This window comes from Flavobacterium jumunjinense, assembly GCF_021650975.2.
In the GTDB taxonomy this organism is placed as follows: Bacteria; Bacteroidota; Bacteroidia; order Flavobacteriales; family Flavobacteriaceae; genus Flavobacterium; species Flavobacterium jumunjinense.
Genome location: NZ_CP091285.1, coordinates 1,128,427 through 1,145,848, shown reverse-complemented (window position 1 = coordinate 1,145,848; position 17,422 = coordinate 1,128,427). Strand labels below are relative to the sequence as shown.

Sequence of the window (17,422 nt, the reverse complement as noted above, 5' to 3'; positions counted from 1 at the left end):
TTTTTGAAAAACTTAAATATAAAAGCCCGATTTTAATTTTAAAATCGGGCTTTATTTTTTTTGGTATCAATGTTCTTAGTCTTCGCTCAAAGCATTCCAGCCTCTAGCTTTTAATTTAATTTTAGTATTGGCTCTTGTAATTAAGTGAACTCCTTCTTTTTCTTCAACCATATGTCCAATTATCGAGAAATTTGGGTTCGCTTTAATCTTATCAAAGTCTTCCATTTTAATAGTGAAAAGTAATTCGTAATCCTCACCACCACTCAATGCAATTGTAGTTATATCTATATTGAATTCTTCACAAACATTGATTAACTGTGGATCAGCAGGGATTTTGTCTTCGTATAGATTACATCCAACAGAACTCTGTTTGCAAATATGTAATACTTCAGAAGAAAGTCCATCCGAAATATCAATCATTGAAGTTGGTTTTACTTCTAGTTTTGATAGTAATTCTTTAATGTCTTTTCTTGCTTCAGGTTTTAATTGACGTTCGATTAAATAGGAATATTGTTCTAAATCGGGTTGGTTGTTTGGGTTTACCTGAAAAACTTGTTTTTCTCTTTCTAGAACTTGTAATCCCATGTAAGCAGCACCAACATCACCAGTTACAACTAATAAATCGGTTGGTTGTGCTCCACTTCTATAAGTGATATCATCTAAATTAGATTCTCCAATTGCGGTAATACTAATAACTAATCCTTTTTGAGATGAAGTTGTGTCTCCTCCAACAATATCTACATTGTAAGTTTTAGCGGCAAATTTCACACCTTCATAAAATTCTTCTAACGCTTCCAATGGGAATCGATTAGAAACAGCGATAGAGACTGTTATTTGAGTTGCAGTTGCATTCATTGCGCAAATATCCGAAATGTTAACAACAACGGCTTTGTAACCTAAATGCTTCAAAGGCATGTAGGCTAAATCGAAATGAACTCCTTCAATTAATAAATCGGTAGAAACAACTACTTTTTTGTTATTAAAATCAAGAACAGCTGCATCATCTCCAATGCTTTTAATTGTCGATTCTTGTGTTATTTGTATATCTTTAGTTAAATGTTCTATTAAACCAAATTCTCCTAATTCAGCTATGCTTGTCTTTTTCTGGTTTTTATCTTCTAACATGGATTTCTTTTTTGCAAAGATAGTTTTTTGATAGGATAGATTCTAGAAAAGAAAAAAAATAAGGATGTTCTATTCTTTTTTGTTTAATTCATTTAGTTTATCATAAATGAGATCGTTTTCGAAACCTTTACGAAGTAAAAAATCTACAAATTTTTTATTTTTTTTTGGTCCTTTTCTTTCTTTAATAGTTTCCCAGTTTTTTTCTGCAATATCATGAAATATTTTAATATAGCTTTCACTGTCTATCTCTTGTAAGGCAATCTCTATTATTTTTGAAGATATATTCCTGAATTTTAACTCGTTTTTAATTCTATTTCTTCCCCAATATTTGTAATTGTGTTTTCCTCTTGTAAAACTTTTTGCAAAACGTTCTTCATTGATGTAGTTATTTTCAATTAAGTGTATTAAGATGCTTTCTTTTTCAGAATCAGTGGCTCTTAAAGAAAATAATTTCTCTTCAACTTCTTTATAGCAGCGTTCTTGGTAAGAGCAATAGTACTCTAGTTTAGAAAGCAATTCGTTCTTTGTGAAAACTTTGTTACTCAATTTATTAACATTTTGTTAGTGTACAAAAATACTTATAATAGAATATTTTTTACTATATTTCGCAGCTATTTTAAAACTATTAACCAAGTCTTAAAGTTATTAACCAATGAGATTAAGATTACTATTCACCCTGTTTATGGGGTATTTTGCATGTGCGCAAGGTTTAGAAAATTTTTCAAATCTAACCACAACGAGTTCTTCTAGCTATTTATCAAGAACATGGATCGGAACTGATGGTGTTACTTGGAATGCAACTTCAGCAAGGACAGATCAGACAATAAATTCAAACGCTATTTGTACAAATAATTCAGGAACCATTTCTTCTCCAATTTACCATGGTGGAATGGGAACTTTGAGTTTTTCTTATGTTAGAGCTTTTACAGGAACAAGTTCTAGAAGTATTGAGGTTTGGGTAAATGGTACGCAAGTTGGAAGTGCAATAACTGTATCGCCTACATCAAATTCAATAATAAGTTATAATCAGCTAATTAATGTTTCTGGAAATGTTAGTTTAGAATTAAGAACTTCAGGGGCTCAAATTAAAATTGATGATATTTCTTGGACTACTTATACAGCTTGTATTGCACCAGCAGATCCAACAGGAAATATAATAGCTACTGCAAGTTGTGGTTCTGCTCAGTTGGACTATTCGTTTCCAAGCGCATCAGCCTATTGGCAAACAAGCGCCACAGGAACAAATACAACTTTTCCAACAACAACATCTTTTGTGGCTACTTTATCAGAAACTTATTATGTGAGAATATTCAATGGTACTTGTTGGTCAAGTGGTGTGGTTTCTCAAATGATATCAGTTTCTAATCCAGTTTCTATAACAACTGAACCAATTAGTCAATCCACGACAATAGGAGCAACAGCTACTTTTGATGTTGTGGCAAATAATGTAGGTTCATATCAATGGCAAATTTCTACAGATAGTGGAAGTTCTTGGTCTAATATAGGGACGAATACGAATAGCTATACAACAACCGCTTCAATATTATCAATGAACGGTTATCAATATAGAGTTATAATTTCAGGTAATTCTCCTTGTAGCTCTGTGATATCATCTGTTGCTAATTTAACAGTAAGTTCTGGTCCTTGTTTGGATCAAGCTAATTTTACAAGTACGCCATCTGGTTGGTTAGACACAAATGTTAGTTATGCATCTAATGAAGTAAGTTTTGCTTCACATACTGGAGAATTAACAACGTTAGCGGTGTCTTATCCAACTTCTTTAACGTTTGATTTGAGAAGAACAGGGAATTCTAGTTTAAAAACAATGTATGTTGAAGTTTCTACAACAACTCAAGGAGGAACATATACAACTGTTGCTGCATATGATCATAGTAATACAACTTCAGGAAGTACTACAATGTGTACAGTTAATTTATCTGCGTATACTTCTTTTGCAAATGTATATGTAAGGTTCAGAAAACAATCTTCAACTACTTCTCCGTGGTATTTTCAGAATATAAATGTATTTTGTGGAACACCTCCATCAGGACCAGAAATTAATGTTACAGGAAATGGATTGTCAATTGTTGATGGAGACACAAGTCCTACAGCTTTAGATAATACTAATTTTGGATCAACAACATTAGGAACAGATATTATTAAAACTTTTGTGATTGAAAATAATGGAACAACAGATTTAACTTTGTCGTTACCTCTTGTTTTAACAGATACATCGTTACCTCAGGAATTTATTATTACACAGCCATCAATTAGTATAGTAACACCAGGGAATTCTACTTTTTTTACTGTTCGTTTTAATAGCGCAGTGTCTGGTTTGTTTACAAACACAATTAATATCACTAATGACGATACTAACGAGTCATTATATAATTTTGACATTTTAGCTATTGCTTCTTCTTCTCCTACAGGAGGAACAAGTTTTCGTCCAGGAGAGCTTATTTTTGTAGGGTATGATGGCCAAGTAAATGGTAGTGGAGCAGATGATGAATATTTAGTAGCTACTTTAGTTGATGTTTTGCCAGGAACAATTTTTTCAATTGTAAATGCAAGATATGAGGCAGGTGCAAATGCAGGTGTAAGAACAAATAAATGGGGAGGCGGAGGAGACGATCCAAGCGAAGCACCTTACGAAGCGACTATAACATATAATGGAATTTCAACAATTCCAGCTGGATCAATTTTTCAAATAAGAACAAATGGGTCTTCTAATTGGTTTGGAAGTGTTTCAGTTATTTCTGGAACAACATCTTCTGTTAGAACTTCTGAGTTTTCAGGAAATATAGTAGGAGGTATTCTAAATTCTCCTAATATTTCAACAAGTTCACCAGACCAAATATATCTTGTTCAAGGTAGTTTTGTTTCAGATGGAACTATTAATTTGAATGAGGCAAATTATTATTTGTCAGGTAATTTATTACATGGATTAACAAATAGGGCTGCTTGGGTTCCTTTAGCAAATGCTTGTAGTGGATCGAGCTCATCATTGTCCTCAAATCCTAGAGAATCAAGATTGCCTTCTTCTTTAACTTGCTTCAATGTTGAGAGTATAAGTGGAAGTGCAGAAAGTGCTTATTATGAAAATGATAAACAACACGGTATTGCTTCTTTAAATCAAATTATTAATGCTGTTGCTGATGTTACAAATAATTGGACATTAAGTACAGGAAGATATATTTTAGACCCAACAAGTAATTCGGTAACTAGAGCTGGTAAAACATTTCAAATTGGCGCAAGTAATCCTTCAGGGCAATGGGTTGGTGGAATTGATACAAATTGGTTTAATTGTGCAAACTGGGAAGGACTTTCCGTTCCAGATTCAGGAACTGATGTTATAATCAATTCATCAGCTATAAATGTTGCGGAAATAAATTATAATTCAAATTATTCAGATGAATATAATGATTTAGCAATGGCTAATAATCTAAATATTTTAGGTAGTAGACTTGAAATTCTAGGGGATTCAAATAATAGATTAGAAGTTTTTGGAGATTTATTGATTGACAATGTAGGTGTGCTAGATATGGACGATTCTAATAGTGCTACTTTAGATGGTCAAATATTTTTAAGAGGGAATTGGACAAATAATGTTAATGAAACTTCATTTGAAGAAGGAAATAGTACCGTAATTTTTAAAGGGACTGCAACGCAAATAATTAGTGCAGTGGCTCCAGAAGGTACAGAAATTTTTGGAAATGTTATTTTAGACAATGATTTTACCACTGCTACATCAAACAATATAATTTCAAAAGGTAATTTGACTGTAAATCCTACTCGTAATTTAGTGGTTTCTTCAAATGATTATGTGCAAATTGATAATGATCTAATTGTCGATGGAACATTGAATGTCTTAAATAATGGTTCGTTAATTCAAGTGAATGATTCAGGAGTAAACACAGGGAATATTTCCTATGAAAGAATAACTTCGATGAGAAGATTGGATTATGTTTATTGGTCTTCTCCTGTAACTGGATTTAATATAGATAATATTTCTTCAAACACTCCTTCAAATCTAATCTTTAGTTGGAACCCAACGATTGTGAATTCTAATGGAGGAATTGGTAATTGGATTGGTGCAACTGGAAATGCAATGAATAACGGAAAAGGATATATTGTTAGAGGACCTAATAATTTCAATAATTCTTTTCAAACCTATACAGCTACATTTAATAATGGAATACCGCATAATGGAATAGTTGAAGTGCCTATTTCTAGAGGTACTTATACAGGTGCTGATTATTCAGGTGTGAATGGGGTTACAATTACACGATTTAATGATAATTTAAACTTAATTGGTAATCCATATCCTTCATCAATTAGTGCATTGGATTTTTTAAACTTAAATACAAATATTGAAGGAGCAGTTAGGCTTTGGACTCATGGCACTTTGCCGTCTACATCAATATCTGATCCGTTTTATGGTGATTTTAACTCCAATTATACAATAAATGATTATATCGTTCATAATGGTATTGGAACTACAAGTGGTCCTGCAGGGTTTAACGGACTGATTGCTGGTGCTCAAGGTTTTTTTGTCATTATGAATGATGGAACTACGACTACAGAAAACGTAACGTTTAATAATTCATTGAGAAGTAGAACGTATGATAATAGTCAGTTTTTTAAAACTACACCTTTTGATAAAAACCAAAACGGAATTGAAAAACATCGTATTTGGTTGGATCTTATAGATGTAAATAACGAATCTGTTAGAACTTTAATTGGATATAAATCAGACGCAACTTATGCAAAGGATAGAATGTACGATGCTATTGGAATACAGGCAACAACGGCTAATATCTATTCTTTAATTAATGAAGAGAAAATGTGTATTCAAGGAAGGCCACTTCCTTTCAATACAGAAGATAGAGTACCATTAGGAGTTAAGATTGCAAGTGCAGGAATTAATTCTATTGCAATTCATACAGTAGATGGGTTGTTTGAAAATCAAGATATTTTTGTTGAAGATTTGTATTTAAATATAACCCATGATTTAAAATTAAGTCCATATATCTTCAGTGCTTCAGTTGGTGTTTTCGATGATCGATTTGTTTTAAAGTACAAAGGAAGTGCTTTATCTAATGATGATTTTATTAATGATGAAAATCAACTTGTTGTTGTCTCAAATGAAAACATTGAAATTAACTCTCTCCTAGAGAATATTGAAGCAGTTACAGTTTATGATGTCCTTGGTAGAAAACTATATGAAAAAAAGAATATTAATAATCAAACTATATATATAAATAATTTAATGAAGAATAATACTGCTCTTATCGTTCAAGTTAAACTGATGAATGATAAAATCGTAACTAAAAAAATTCTATATTAAATTGACTTCTTGAAATGAAAAAGTTATTAACCGTTTTATTTGGATTAGCAACGCTATTTGCTAATTCACAATGTCCTTATCCTACTTCGAATACACAAACAGGATCAATACAGATGTTTTGTATTAACAACCCGAATAGTACAATTACAATTACGACAAATGCAACACAATATGTTAGAGTTAATGTTGTTCAAGGTTTTAATTATAGATTTAGTATTGGTGATGTTTATTCTGGTAGTAATGAAAATATAAATATTTATAACGCTACAACGAATGCTCAACTTGCAAATGCTTCTGGTGCAAATGGTGCAACAATTACAAACTGGACTGCAACTTATTCCGGAGAAATAAAAGTTGTAATCGCTTCGGGTACTTGTTCGCAGACTAACACGACTAATGTTTCTTTAACAGCTGAATTAACAGCCATAGGAAATACTTTAGATAGTCAAACCACTTTCGCAACAGATGAATGGATAGGGCACGTTTATAATTGGGTTGGTACTAGTCCTCCTCCTGGGGGAACTTCACCTAATTCTCCTTCAAATACACTACCTTTTCTAACTTCTAATTATGTTGGATATTATAATGTTGGATCAGAAACCATAACCGAAAATTTTGGTGGAAATACTGCATGTTTTCCAGTTTTGTCAAATGGAGTAAATAGAACAAACATATTAACAGAAGTTTTTGCTGTTAGGTTTAGAATGTTATCGACAAGACCTGCGGGATGTTATATAATAAGATTCCGAGGAGATGATGGAATTAGATTGTATAATGATGGAGTTTTAGTTTTTGATGAATGGAGACAACAAGGGCCTACTAATTATACGAATGTATTGGTTTACTTAGACGGAAGTGCAGATTTAATATTTGACTATTATGAATATGGAGGGCAAAATGTTGCTGATTTAAGTATTCAACCTTTTAATAATGCTTCTAATTCGGTTGCGTCACCATCAACTCCAGTTGTGTGTAATAATACAACTCCAAATACATTAGATGGAACTTCATTTCCTTATAGAGGTAGTTCGGTAAATCCAACAATTAATTTTCAATGGCAAGTTTCAACAGATAATATGAATTTCACTTCTATTTCTGGAGCAACTTCGGAAGATTACACACCAGCATCAGTTAATGCAACGTCTTCTGATGTCGTTAGGTATTATAGACGTATCGTTTCGTCTGCTTCTAGTGTGGGTTCTTGTAATTTCTTTAGTAATTCAGTTGCTATAACAACGACATCAAACAATGTTTCTGCACAATCTGCAACCAGTATTTCATGTAATAATTTTGTTGCTAACTGGAATGCTAAAGCAAATGCATCTTCGTATATTGTTGATGTTGCTACATCTTCAAGTTTTTCAGCTGGCACATTTGTAGCGGGATATCAAAATTTAAATGTTGGAAATGTAACTTCTTTGAGTGTTGCTAATGCAAACGTTACACCTTTATATTATAGAATTAGAGCGGTTAGCCCTTGTGGAACAAGTGGAAATTCATCAATAATTACAGTAAATTTAAATAGTACTACTTGGCATAGTTCAAGTTGGTCAAACGGAAGTCCTGACTTAACTAAATATGTGATTATTAATGGGAATTATGATACTGCAACATACGGAAGTTTTGAATGTTGTTCTCTTATAATCAATTCTGGAAGAACATTAAATGTAGCGGCAAACAATCATATTGTTATTGAGAATAATTTAACTGTGAATGGTGTTTTTAATGTGTTTGACGATGCTTCTTTAGTGCAAATTAATAATGCAGGAGTAAATACAGGAAATATAACTTATTCAAGAAATACAACGGGAGTTGCTTTAGATTATGTTTTCTGGTCATCTCCGGTTAGTACACATACTTTAGGGAGCTCAAGCCATTATTACTACTGGAACCCAGATATTTCAAATTCAAATGGAGGATTAGGTAACTGGTTAAATGCTTCTGGAAACTCAATGAATACAGGTGTTGGTTATATTTTGAGAAATGTTTTTTCAATTAATTTCAATGGTGTGCCACATAACGGGATTATTAATGTTCCAATAACTCGTGGAGGTTATACTGGTGCAGATTATGCTGGAACAAATGGAGTTACCATTACGAATTTAAATGATAACTTGAATTTATTAGGTAATCCATACCCTTCTGCGATTAGTGCGGCAGATTTTATTAATGCAAATTCAAATATAGAAGGAGCCGTTAGAATTTGGACACATGCAACTTCACCGTCAACTGCTAATTCAAATCCATTCTATGGGACATATGGTTATAATTATAATATTAATGATTATATAGTTTATAATAATACGGGTGCAATTAGTGGTTCTGGAAGTTTTGGGGGGTTAATTGCTGGTGGGCAAGGTTTCTTTGTCGTAATGAACGATGGGCCTGCTGCTACTCAAAGCGTGGTGTTTAATAATGCAATGAGAAGTAAAAGTTATAATAACGATCAATTCTTCAAAACTAGCGATGCAGGTGGGAAAGAAAAAAATCGTGTCTGGTTAGATTTAGTAACAGCAGAAAATAATTCAATTAGAACACTTTTAGGTTATGTTGAAGGAGCTACCTATCAAAAGGATAGAAATTATGATGCGGTTGCATTAGAATCGTCTGCCTCAAATATATATTCACTTGTAAATAATAATAAATTATGTGTACAAGGTAGACCAACTCCTTTTGATAATGAAGATAAAGTGCCTTTTGGAGTTAAAATAACGCAAGCAGGTACAAACTCAATAGGTATACATGAAGTTGATGGACTTTTCGAAAATCAAAATATTTATATAGAAGATTTGCACTTAAATGTAACCCATAATTTAAAAGTTTCTCCTTATAGTTTTTATTCAACTGTAGGTGTTTTTAATGATAGGTTTGTGATAAAATATAAAGATGCTACTTTATCTAATAGTGGTTTTATTACAGATGAAAATCAAATTGTAATAATCTCAAATGAAACTATTCAAGTAAAATCACTTTCTGAAGAGGTTCAAGAAGTAATTGTTTTTGATGTTCTTGGAAGGAAAGTTTATGAGAATAAAAAAGTTAATAATCAAGAGTTAATAATAGATACTGTTGTTAAAAATAACTCAGCTCTAGTTCTACAAATAACATTGATTAGTGGTGAAAGAGTCGTAAAAAAGACAATTTATTAATAAAGAATAAGAATAATATCGAAATGAGCTGTTAGAAATAACAGCTCATTTTTTTTGTAATTATAATATTTTGTAACTTTGAGACACAATCCAAAACAATACAATGGAAAATATAAAACAATACGTTCAAGAAAATAAAGAGCGATTTTTACAAGAATTAATAGAATTATTAAAAATACCTTCAGTAAGTGCCGATAGTGCTTATGCTCATGATGTTATAATGACTGCGGAAATGGTAAAATCTAGCTTAGAAAAAGCAGGTTGCGATTTTGTTGAATTATGTGAAACTCCTGGATATCCAATCGTATATGGAGAGAAGATAATTGATAAAAACTTACCTACGGTTCTCGTTTATGGTCATTATGATGTTCAACCTGCTGATCCAGTTGAGTTATGGACGTCTCCACCTTTTGAACCTGTAATTAAAACTACAGATATTCATCCAGAAGGTGCTATTTTTGCCCGTGGAGCTTGTGATGATAAAGGGCAAATGTATATGCATGTTAAAGCATTTGAATATATGATTGCAACAAATACATTGCCTTGTAATGTGAAATTCATGATTGAAGGTGAAGAAGAGGTTGGTTCAAAAAGTTTAGGATGGTTTGTTGAACGTAATCAGGAGAAATTAGCAAATGATGTAATTTTGATTTCTGATACAGGAATGATTTCTAATACACAACCCTCTATTACTACTGGTTTGAGAGGTTTAAGTTATGTTGAGGTTGAGGTTACTGGTCCAAACCGTGATTTGCATTCAGGTTTATACGGAGGTGCAGTTGCTAATCCAATTAATATATTAACAAAAATGATTGCTTCTCTTCATGATGAGAATAATCATATAACGATTCCTGGTTTCTATGATAATGTAGAAGAATTATCAGTTGAAGAAAGAGCAGAAATGGCTAAAGCACCATTTTCTTTGGAAAAATATAAAAATGCCTTAGCTATTGAAGATGTTCATGGAGAAACAGGTTACGTTACTAATGAAAGAAACTCAATTCGTCCTACATTAGATGTGAATGGAATTTGGGGAGGATATACAGGTGAAGGTGCGAAAACAGTTATAGCAAGTAAAGCTTTTGCTAAAATATCAATGCGTTTAGTGCCAAATCAAGATTGGGAAGATATTACTGAATTGTTTAAAAACCATTTTGAAAGTATTGCTCCAAAATCGGTTAAAGTGGTTGTGAAGCCACATCATGGTGGTCAAGGATATGTTACGCCTATCGATAGTGTTGGGTATAGAGCAGCGAATAAAGCATATACGGAAACTTTTGGTGTTCCTGCAATTCCAGTTCGTTCTGGTGGAAGTATTCCAATTGTATCGTTGTTTGAGAAGGAATTAAAAAGTAAAACTATTTTAATGGGATTCGGACTAGATAGTGACGCTATTCATTCGCCAAATGAGCATTTTGGAGTCTTTAATTATTTAAAAGGAATCGAAACTATTCCTTTGTTTTATAAATATTTTACCGAAATGAATAAATAAGTAAATTAAAAAAATGCCATTCAGATGAATGGCATTTTTTTATTGATATTACTAGTACTATTTTATAGTAGTGAAACTCTTATTTTCCTTTTCCAGAAGCTTCTAAGTTTCTGTCAATGGCATGACCTGGTCTTGTCCATTTTGGTTTTTCACCTAATGTTTCAAATTGAGAATTTTGTGCCTCAACAGTTTCAGGTTGCATTTTTTTGATAAAAGGTTTTTGTGGTTGTAATCCTAGCAATTCAAACATTTTCATGTCTTCGTTTACATCAGGATTTGGAGTTGTTAATAGTTTATCTCCTGCGAAAATTGAATTAGCACCTGCAAAGAAACACATTGCTTGTCCTTCACGACTCATTTGTGTTCTTCCAGCTGATAGTCTAACTTGAGTTTCTGGCATAACAATACGTGTCGTTGCAACCATTCGAATCATATCCCAAATTTCAACTGGTTTTTCGTTTTCTAATGGAGTTCCTTCAACTGCAACCAATGCATTAATTGGCACTGATTCAGGTTGCGGATTTAAAGAAGCTAATGCAACAAGCATTCCTGCTCTATCTCCAACGCTTTCTCCCATTCCAATAATTCCTCCACTACAAACGGTAACATTAGTTTTTCTAACATTATCAATTGTTTGTAAACGATCTTCATAACCACGAGTTGAAATCACTTCTTTGTAGTATTCTTCAGAAGAATCTAAGTTATGATTGTATGCGTATAAACCAGCTTCAGCTAAACGTTTTGCTTGGTTTTCTGTAATCATTCCTAGTGTGCAACAAACTTCCATGTCTAGTTTGTTAATAGTTCGTACCATTTCTAATACTTGATCAAATTCTGGCCCGTCTTTTACATTTCTCCATGCAGCACCCATACAAACTCTTGATGATCCAGAGGATTTTGCTCTAAGTGCTTGTGCTTTTACTTGAGAAACAGTCATTAAATCATTACCTTCAATGTTGGTGTGATAACGAGCAGCTTGAGGACAATATCCGCAATCTTCTGGACAACCACCTGTTTTAATGGATAATAATGTAGAAACCTGAACCACATTTGGATTATGGAATTCTCTATGTACTGTTGAAGCTTCATAAAGTAAATCCATTAAAGGCTTATTATATAAAGCAATTATTTCTTCTTTAGTCCAATTATATCTAATCGTATTCATACCAAATTCTTTTATGTGCCAAAAGTAACGAATTACTTTAGAACATTAAAAAAATAATGAAAATCTATTGTTTTTTGAAGTAATTTATTTAAAAAAAAGGAGGTAGGATATTTTGTAAATAACTGTGTTTATGTATTTTTGAAAAATAGAAATAAAAAAAGTTTTGTTTTTAGTAGGTTGTAATCCATTCATTGTGAGTGAAATAATTCCATTTTGCTTTTGCCATATCATAATCTGGATCAATTAGGGTTTTGTATTCCTTTCGATTGATGGCATTTTTACATGTAATGTAGATTGAAATGTCTTGATCTTTATGTTTGTTTTTTATTTTTTGACAATATTGCCAAATAAAATCAGGTTTTGTTGCAATCTGTCTCGATTGCTTTTCAGATAAGTCACTATGGTAATCATGATAACTTGATTTATTTGTGGAGTTATCAATAATTTTAAATGAAATGTAGCCACTACGTTCTCGAAGCATCATTCTCCAGCTTAATCTGTGTCCTTCTTCTGTCCATAAAACATCGCCTTTTATGAAATAATGACGAATTGGTAATAATAATTGAATAATTAAAAAGGGGGTAAAAAAGCATAAAAATATTTTTGAGTTAAATGTTTTTTCAGCTTCATCGATAACAATTGTTTTATTTTTTCTTAAAAAAAGCGATCTAATTTTTTCTGGTGGATAGAAGAAAAGAGCAAAGCTTAATGCGAAAAAAGGAAAAATTCCAATTTGTAGAAATATTGCATTGAATAGATGGAAAATTAATGAAGATATTAATGCTAAAGTTCTTGTCTTTTTAGTTAAGAGCATAGGGATTATTAGTAAATCATATAAGATTCCTGTATAGGCAATGGAAATATAGAACCATTTTCTACTAAAGAGGTCAAAGATTAATGTATTGTTGGTTGTACCTGAGAGTAAATTTTTTGTAAATGTTCCATCTAGCCAATCAGGATATAATTTTGCAAATGCAGCATAAAAATATACAATTGCAATTTGGGTTATGAAGACTAATTTTATCCATTGTGGCATAAAATTGGTTTTTTCTACATTGTTTAGCTTTGTATCTAATGAATATGATTTGTTTGCAGGGAGAAAAATCATTATAAAACTTATGATTAGTAATAAGTAATAATGATTATTATATGAAGATTTTTGCATAAAATATACGCCAGTCCATAAAAGGGTGTAAAGAATCATAGCGTAAGTATAACGATATCCAATCATTATTAGGATTCCTAAAATTCCCATTATAAAAAAATAGAAATACATTCCGTTTCCAGATAGTGGTTGTAGCCATTCAAAACCAATGAATGAAAATGTAAATTGTGGATCAATCAGTATTTTTTTTACCCAACCAGTTGCTATTGCACCAAAGCTTTCACAGGCTAATAAAAACCCGAAAAATATTCTAAATACAATTAAAGCAGCATTATCAATTGGTTTAGATAAACTTGAAATCATTGGTATTTTATTATTTTTTCAATAGATGTTTTTTTATCAAGTATAAGCTGTTCTTTTAAATCATCTAAAGAATCATATTTTTTTTCATCTCTAATTCGTTCTAATAGATTTACTTTTACATTTTTACCATAAATAGTTTCATTAAAATCAAAAATATGTACCTCTATACTTTGTTCGCCTTCTGAAACTGTTGGATTTGTACCAATATTCATCATCCCAAAGTATTCTTTATCTGATATTTCTATAGAAACAATATAGGCACCATTTTTCGGAATTAATTTATAGCTTTCAGAAACCTTTATATTTGCTGTTGGAAAATTTAATGTTCTACCAATTTTTTTTCCTTCAACTATAATTCCGTCTATCGAATATGGATTTCCTAGAAAATTATTTGCAGTTTCAATATCCCCTTCTAATAAAGCATTTCTTATTTTTGTTGAACTAATTGAAATTTCATCGATTTCTTTTGCTGTAATTTGCTCAACATCAAAATTGTATTCTTCTCCAAAAGCAATTAAGTCAGTAATTGTTGCTGTCCTATTTCTTCCAAAACGATGATCGTAACCAATTATTATTTTGCAAATATTCAATTGGTCTACAAGTATGTTTTTTACGAATTCTTCTGCTGTAAGTCTTGAGAAATCTAAATCAAAAGGATGGATAATAAGATTATCTACTCCGAATTTAGATATAAGATTCTTTTTTTCTTCAATAGTATTTAGAAGTTTTATGTCTAAATCTTGTTGAAGAACCATTCTTGGGTGTGGAAAAAAAGTCAACAATATACTTTCTGCATTTTTTTCAGATGCTGAAATTTTTAGTTTACTTAATACTTTTTGATGACCTAGGTGTACACCATCAAATGTACCGATAGTTATTACTGTTTTTCTTTTGTTACTAAAAGAATTTATAGAATTGTAAATTTTCAATGGTAATATATTTATAGCAAAAGTAAGTATTTTAATTTTAGACATAAAAAAGTGGATTGATAATTTTATCAGTCCACTTTTTTATATGATTTGAAACTTTTAATTTTTAATGAAACGTAAAGTTTTAGAAGTGTTTTCAAAATTTAATTTTATGAAATGTTTAGTCATTTATCCAAATCTTAATCGAGGGATTTTTACTACTAAACTTGTTTTAGATTTTGTGTTCAGAGCATTAGTGTAGAAGAGTTTTGATAAAGCGTATAATAGTTCTTCATTGTTTAATGAAAGTATTTAGCTGGTAGTGTTTTTAATCTGCAATGTATATTGTTGTTGTTGAAGACCATATTGATGATTGGTCGAAAAGATTAGTATTTAAATTTTTATAACGTTAAAATATAAATTGAAAAGAGCTTATATAAGAGCTCTTTTTTATATTTTTGTTTTTTTTAACATTTAAATATTTAAAATATGAAAACACAAAAACTACTGTCGCTCTTTCTAATTTTAGTAATAAATACTATTTATGGACAAAGAGCTTCTTGGGAAAAAATTTCCGAAGAGCAGTTAAAAACATTTCCAAAAATGGAAAGAGCTAATATGCCTTCTAAGTTTGAACTTTTTACTATTAATTTAGATAGATTGAAATTGGACTTGGCTAATGCACCTGTAGATATAATAAGTAGTGAGTCTAATGTAGTAATTTCTTTTCCAAATTCTAATGGGGAATTAGAAAATTATAAGGTATTTGAAGCTCCAATAATGGAAGAGGCATTAGCTGCAAGATACAGTAATATAAAGTCTTATATTGGTAAAGGGGTTGATAGACCAAGTAATACAGTTAGATTTAGTATTACCGTTTTTGGATTACATGCAATGATTTTTTCTGCGGATGAAGCTGTTTCTTATATTGATACCTACACTAAGGATAAAAATAATTATATTGTATATAATAAAAGAAATATTTCCCAATCAAGACATTTTCAATGTTTGGTTAATGATGAATTAGGTTTAAATAAAGCTGATTTGATATCAGGAAGTAATGCTCAAAAAGCATCTGATGGAAGATTTAGAACTTTTCGTTTAGCTATGGCTTGTACGATTGAATATGCTGCTTTTCATGTTAATGCAGCTGGTTTAGGTGCAGGTACTTTGGCTCAAAAGAAGGGTGCAGTTTTATCTGCAATGACAGTAACAATGACAAGAGTTAATGGTATTTATGAAAGAGATATGTCATTGCGTATGGTTTTAATTGCTAATCAAGATCCTTTAATTTTTATTGACAATGATAATTTTTCTAATAACGATGCAAATGCATTGATTGATGAAAGTCAAGCTCAAATTACTGCGATAGCAGGTGCAGCAAATTTTGATATTGGGCATACGGTTAGTACTGGAGGTGGAGGTTTAGCTGGTCCAGCACCTTGTTATGGACCTTCTAAAGCAAGCGGAATAACTGGTTCAGGTGCTCCTGTTGGAGATCCTTATGATGTTGATTATGTTGCACATGAAATGGGACATCAATTTGGAGCAAATCATACGTTTAATAATTCTTGTGGGAATAATAGAAATAATTCTACAGCTGTTGAACCTGGAAGCGGAAGTACTATAATGGCTTATGCTGGAATATGTGGTCCAAATGTACAAAGTAATTCTGATGCTCATTTCCATGCAGTAAGTATTGCTGAAATGGTTGATATGATTAATACATACTCCACTTGTGCAAATACAGTTTTAAGCGGAAATACTCCACCGGTAGTTAATGCAGGAGGTAATTATACTATCCCGAGAGCTACTGCTTTTGTTTTAAAAGGGAGTGCTTCAGATGTGAATGGTGATGCATTAACCTATTGTTGGGAACAAACGGATACACAAATTTCAACACAACCGCCAGTTCAGTCGGCTGCTAGTGGTCCAAATTACAGATCTAGAATACCTTCTGTTTCTCCAGATCGTTATATGCCACCTTTGGCAAATGTTGTGGCTGGTAATTTAGTTCCTACTTGGGAGGTGACGCCTAGTGTAGCAAGAACAATGAATTTTGCACTTACTGTAAGAGATAATAGAAGTCCTTTAGGAGGACAGACAAGTAGAGGTGATATGGTTGTTACGGTAAGTGGTGTGGCAGGTCCTTTTGTTGTTACTTCGCAAAATACTACTGGAATCTCTTATACAGGATTATCTAATCAAATGTTTACATGGAATGTTGCAGGAACTACTGCAAATAATGTTAATACTGCAAATGTTAAGATTAGTTTATCTACTGATAATGGTGTTACTTTTCCAACTGTCTTGTCAGCTAGTACACCTAATGATGGTTCTGAGAGTTTGACAATACCTAATGGTATTAACTCTACAAATTGTAGAATTAAAATTGAGGCTGTAAATAATTTGTTTTATAGTGTTAACTCTACGAAGTTCTCAATATCTAGTTCGTTGAGTTCAGATTCGTTTGAATTTGAGGGTTTTAAATTATATCCAAATCCAAATAAAGGTAGTTTTAATATTGAACTGTTTACAAGTTCTAATCGTATTTCTGTTAATGTTCATGATATTAGTGGAAGATTGGTTTATGATGAGTCATTCTCTAATTTAGGCACTTTTAGTCAGAATATTGAATTAGGAAAAGTTCAATCTGGTGTTTATTTGGTTTCTATTTCAGATGGAGATAATAAAACAACAAAAAGAGTCGTTGTTGAATAATTTTTAGTTAATTACAAAACAAAAGAAAGAGCCACTCTAAAAGTGGC

Annotated in this window: 9 protein-coding genes; 4 read left to right on the top strand and 5 right to left on the bottom strand. The window is 31.6% G+C overall.

Annotation, left to right across the window (positions count from 1 at the left end):
- Positions 1-75: 75 nt before the first annotated feature.
- Positions 76-1,125, bottom strand: a complete 1,050-nt coding sequence (gene thiL / locus L2Z92_RS05235) for a thiamine-phosphate kinase (protein ID WP_236457781.1) — start codon at positions 1,123-1,125, stop codon at positions 76-78.
- A gap of 69 nt (positions 1,126-1,194) precedes the next feature.
- Positions 1,195-1,671 carry a regulatory protein RecX gene (locus L2Z92_RS05230; protein ID WP_236457780.1) on the bottom strand — a complete coding sequence of 159 codons (477 nt, stop codon included), beginning with the start codon at positions 1,669-1,671 and terminating at the stop codon, positions 1,195-1,197.
- Between the two features lie 106 nt (positions 1,672-1,777).
- On the opposite strand from L2Z92_RS05230, the gene L2Z92_RS05225 reads away from it, so the two are divergent.
- The 3 genes from L2Z92_RS05225 (at position 1,778) to L2Z92_RS05215 (ending at position 11,113) form a co-directional block, all read left to right on the top strand.
- A complete protein-coding gene (locus L2Z92_RS05225) occupies positions 1,778-6,472 on the top strand; it encodes a choice-of-anchor D domain-containing protein (protein WP_236457779.1) in 4,695 nt (1,564 codons plus the stop codon).
- Positions 6,473-6,486: 14 nt separating this feature from the next.
- Positions 6,487-9,621: a hypothetical protein gene (locus L2Z92_RS05220; RefSeq protein ID WP_236457778.1), complete on the top strand. Its 3,135-nt coding sequence runs from the start codon at positions 6,487-6,489 to the stop codon at positions 9,619-9,621.
- A gap of 103 nt (positions 9,622-9,724) precedes the next feature.
- Positions 9,725-11,113, top strand: coding sequence for a dipeptidase (locus L2Z92_RS05215; protein WP_236457777.1), 1,389 nt, complete (start codon positions 9,725-9,727; stop codon positions 11,111-11,113).
- Positions 11,114-11,192: 79 nt separating this feature from the next.
- Here the strand turns inward: L2Z92_RS05215 and bioB are convergent, their stop codons facing one another.
- The 3 genes from bioB to L2Z92_RS05200 all read right to left on the bottom strand — a co-directional run bounded on the left by bioB (position 11,193) and on the right by L2Z92_RS05200 (position 14,720).
- Positions 11,193-12,278: a biotin synthase BioB gene (gene bioB / locus L2Z92_RS05210; protein WP_236457776.1), complete on the bottom strand. Its 1,086-nt coding sequence runs from the start codon at positions 12,276-12,278 to the stop codon at positions 11,193-11,195.
- A 169-nt stretch (positions 12,279-12,447) separates the two neighbouring features.
- Entirely contained in the window at positions 12,448-13,746 is a 1,299-nt protein-coding gene (locus L2Z92_RS05205) for an HTTM domain-containing protein (protein WP_236457775.1), read from the bottom strand.
- On the bottom strand, positions 13,743-14,720 hold the full coding sequence (locus tag L2Z92_RS05200) for a bifunctional riboflavin kinase/FAD synthetase (RefSeq protein WP_236457774.1): 978 nt from the start codon (positions 14,718-14,720) through the stop codon (positions 13,743-13,745). Before L2Z92_RS05200 ends, L2Z92_RS05205 begins: the two co-directional genes overlap by 4 nt.
- Before the next feature lie 423 nt (positions 14,721-15,143).
- Here L2Z92_RS05200 and L2Z92_RS05195 point away from each other — a divergent pair, with 423 nt between their 5' ends.
- Positions 15,144-17,375 carry a zinc-dependent metalloprotease gene (locus L2Z92_RS05195; RefSeq protein ID WP_236457773.1) on the top strand — a complete coding sequence of 744 codons (2,232 nt, stop codon included), beginning with the start codon at positions 15,144-15,146 and terminating at the stop codon, positions 17,373-17,375.
- Positions 17,376-17,422: the final 47 nt, after the last annotated feature.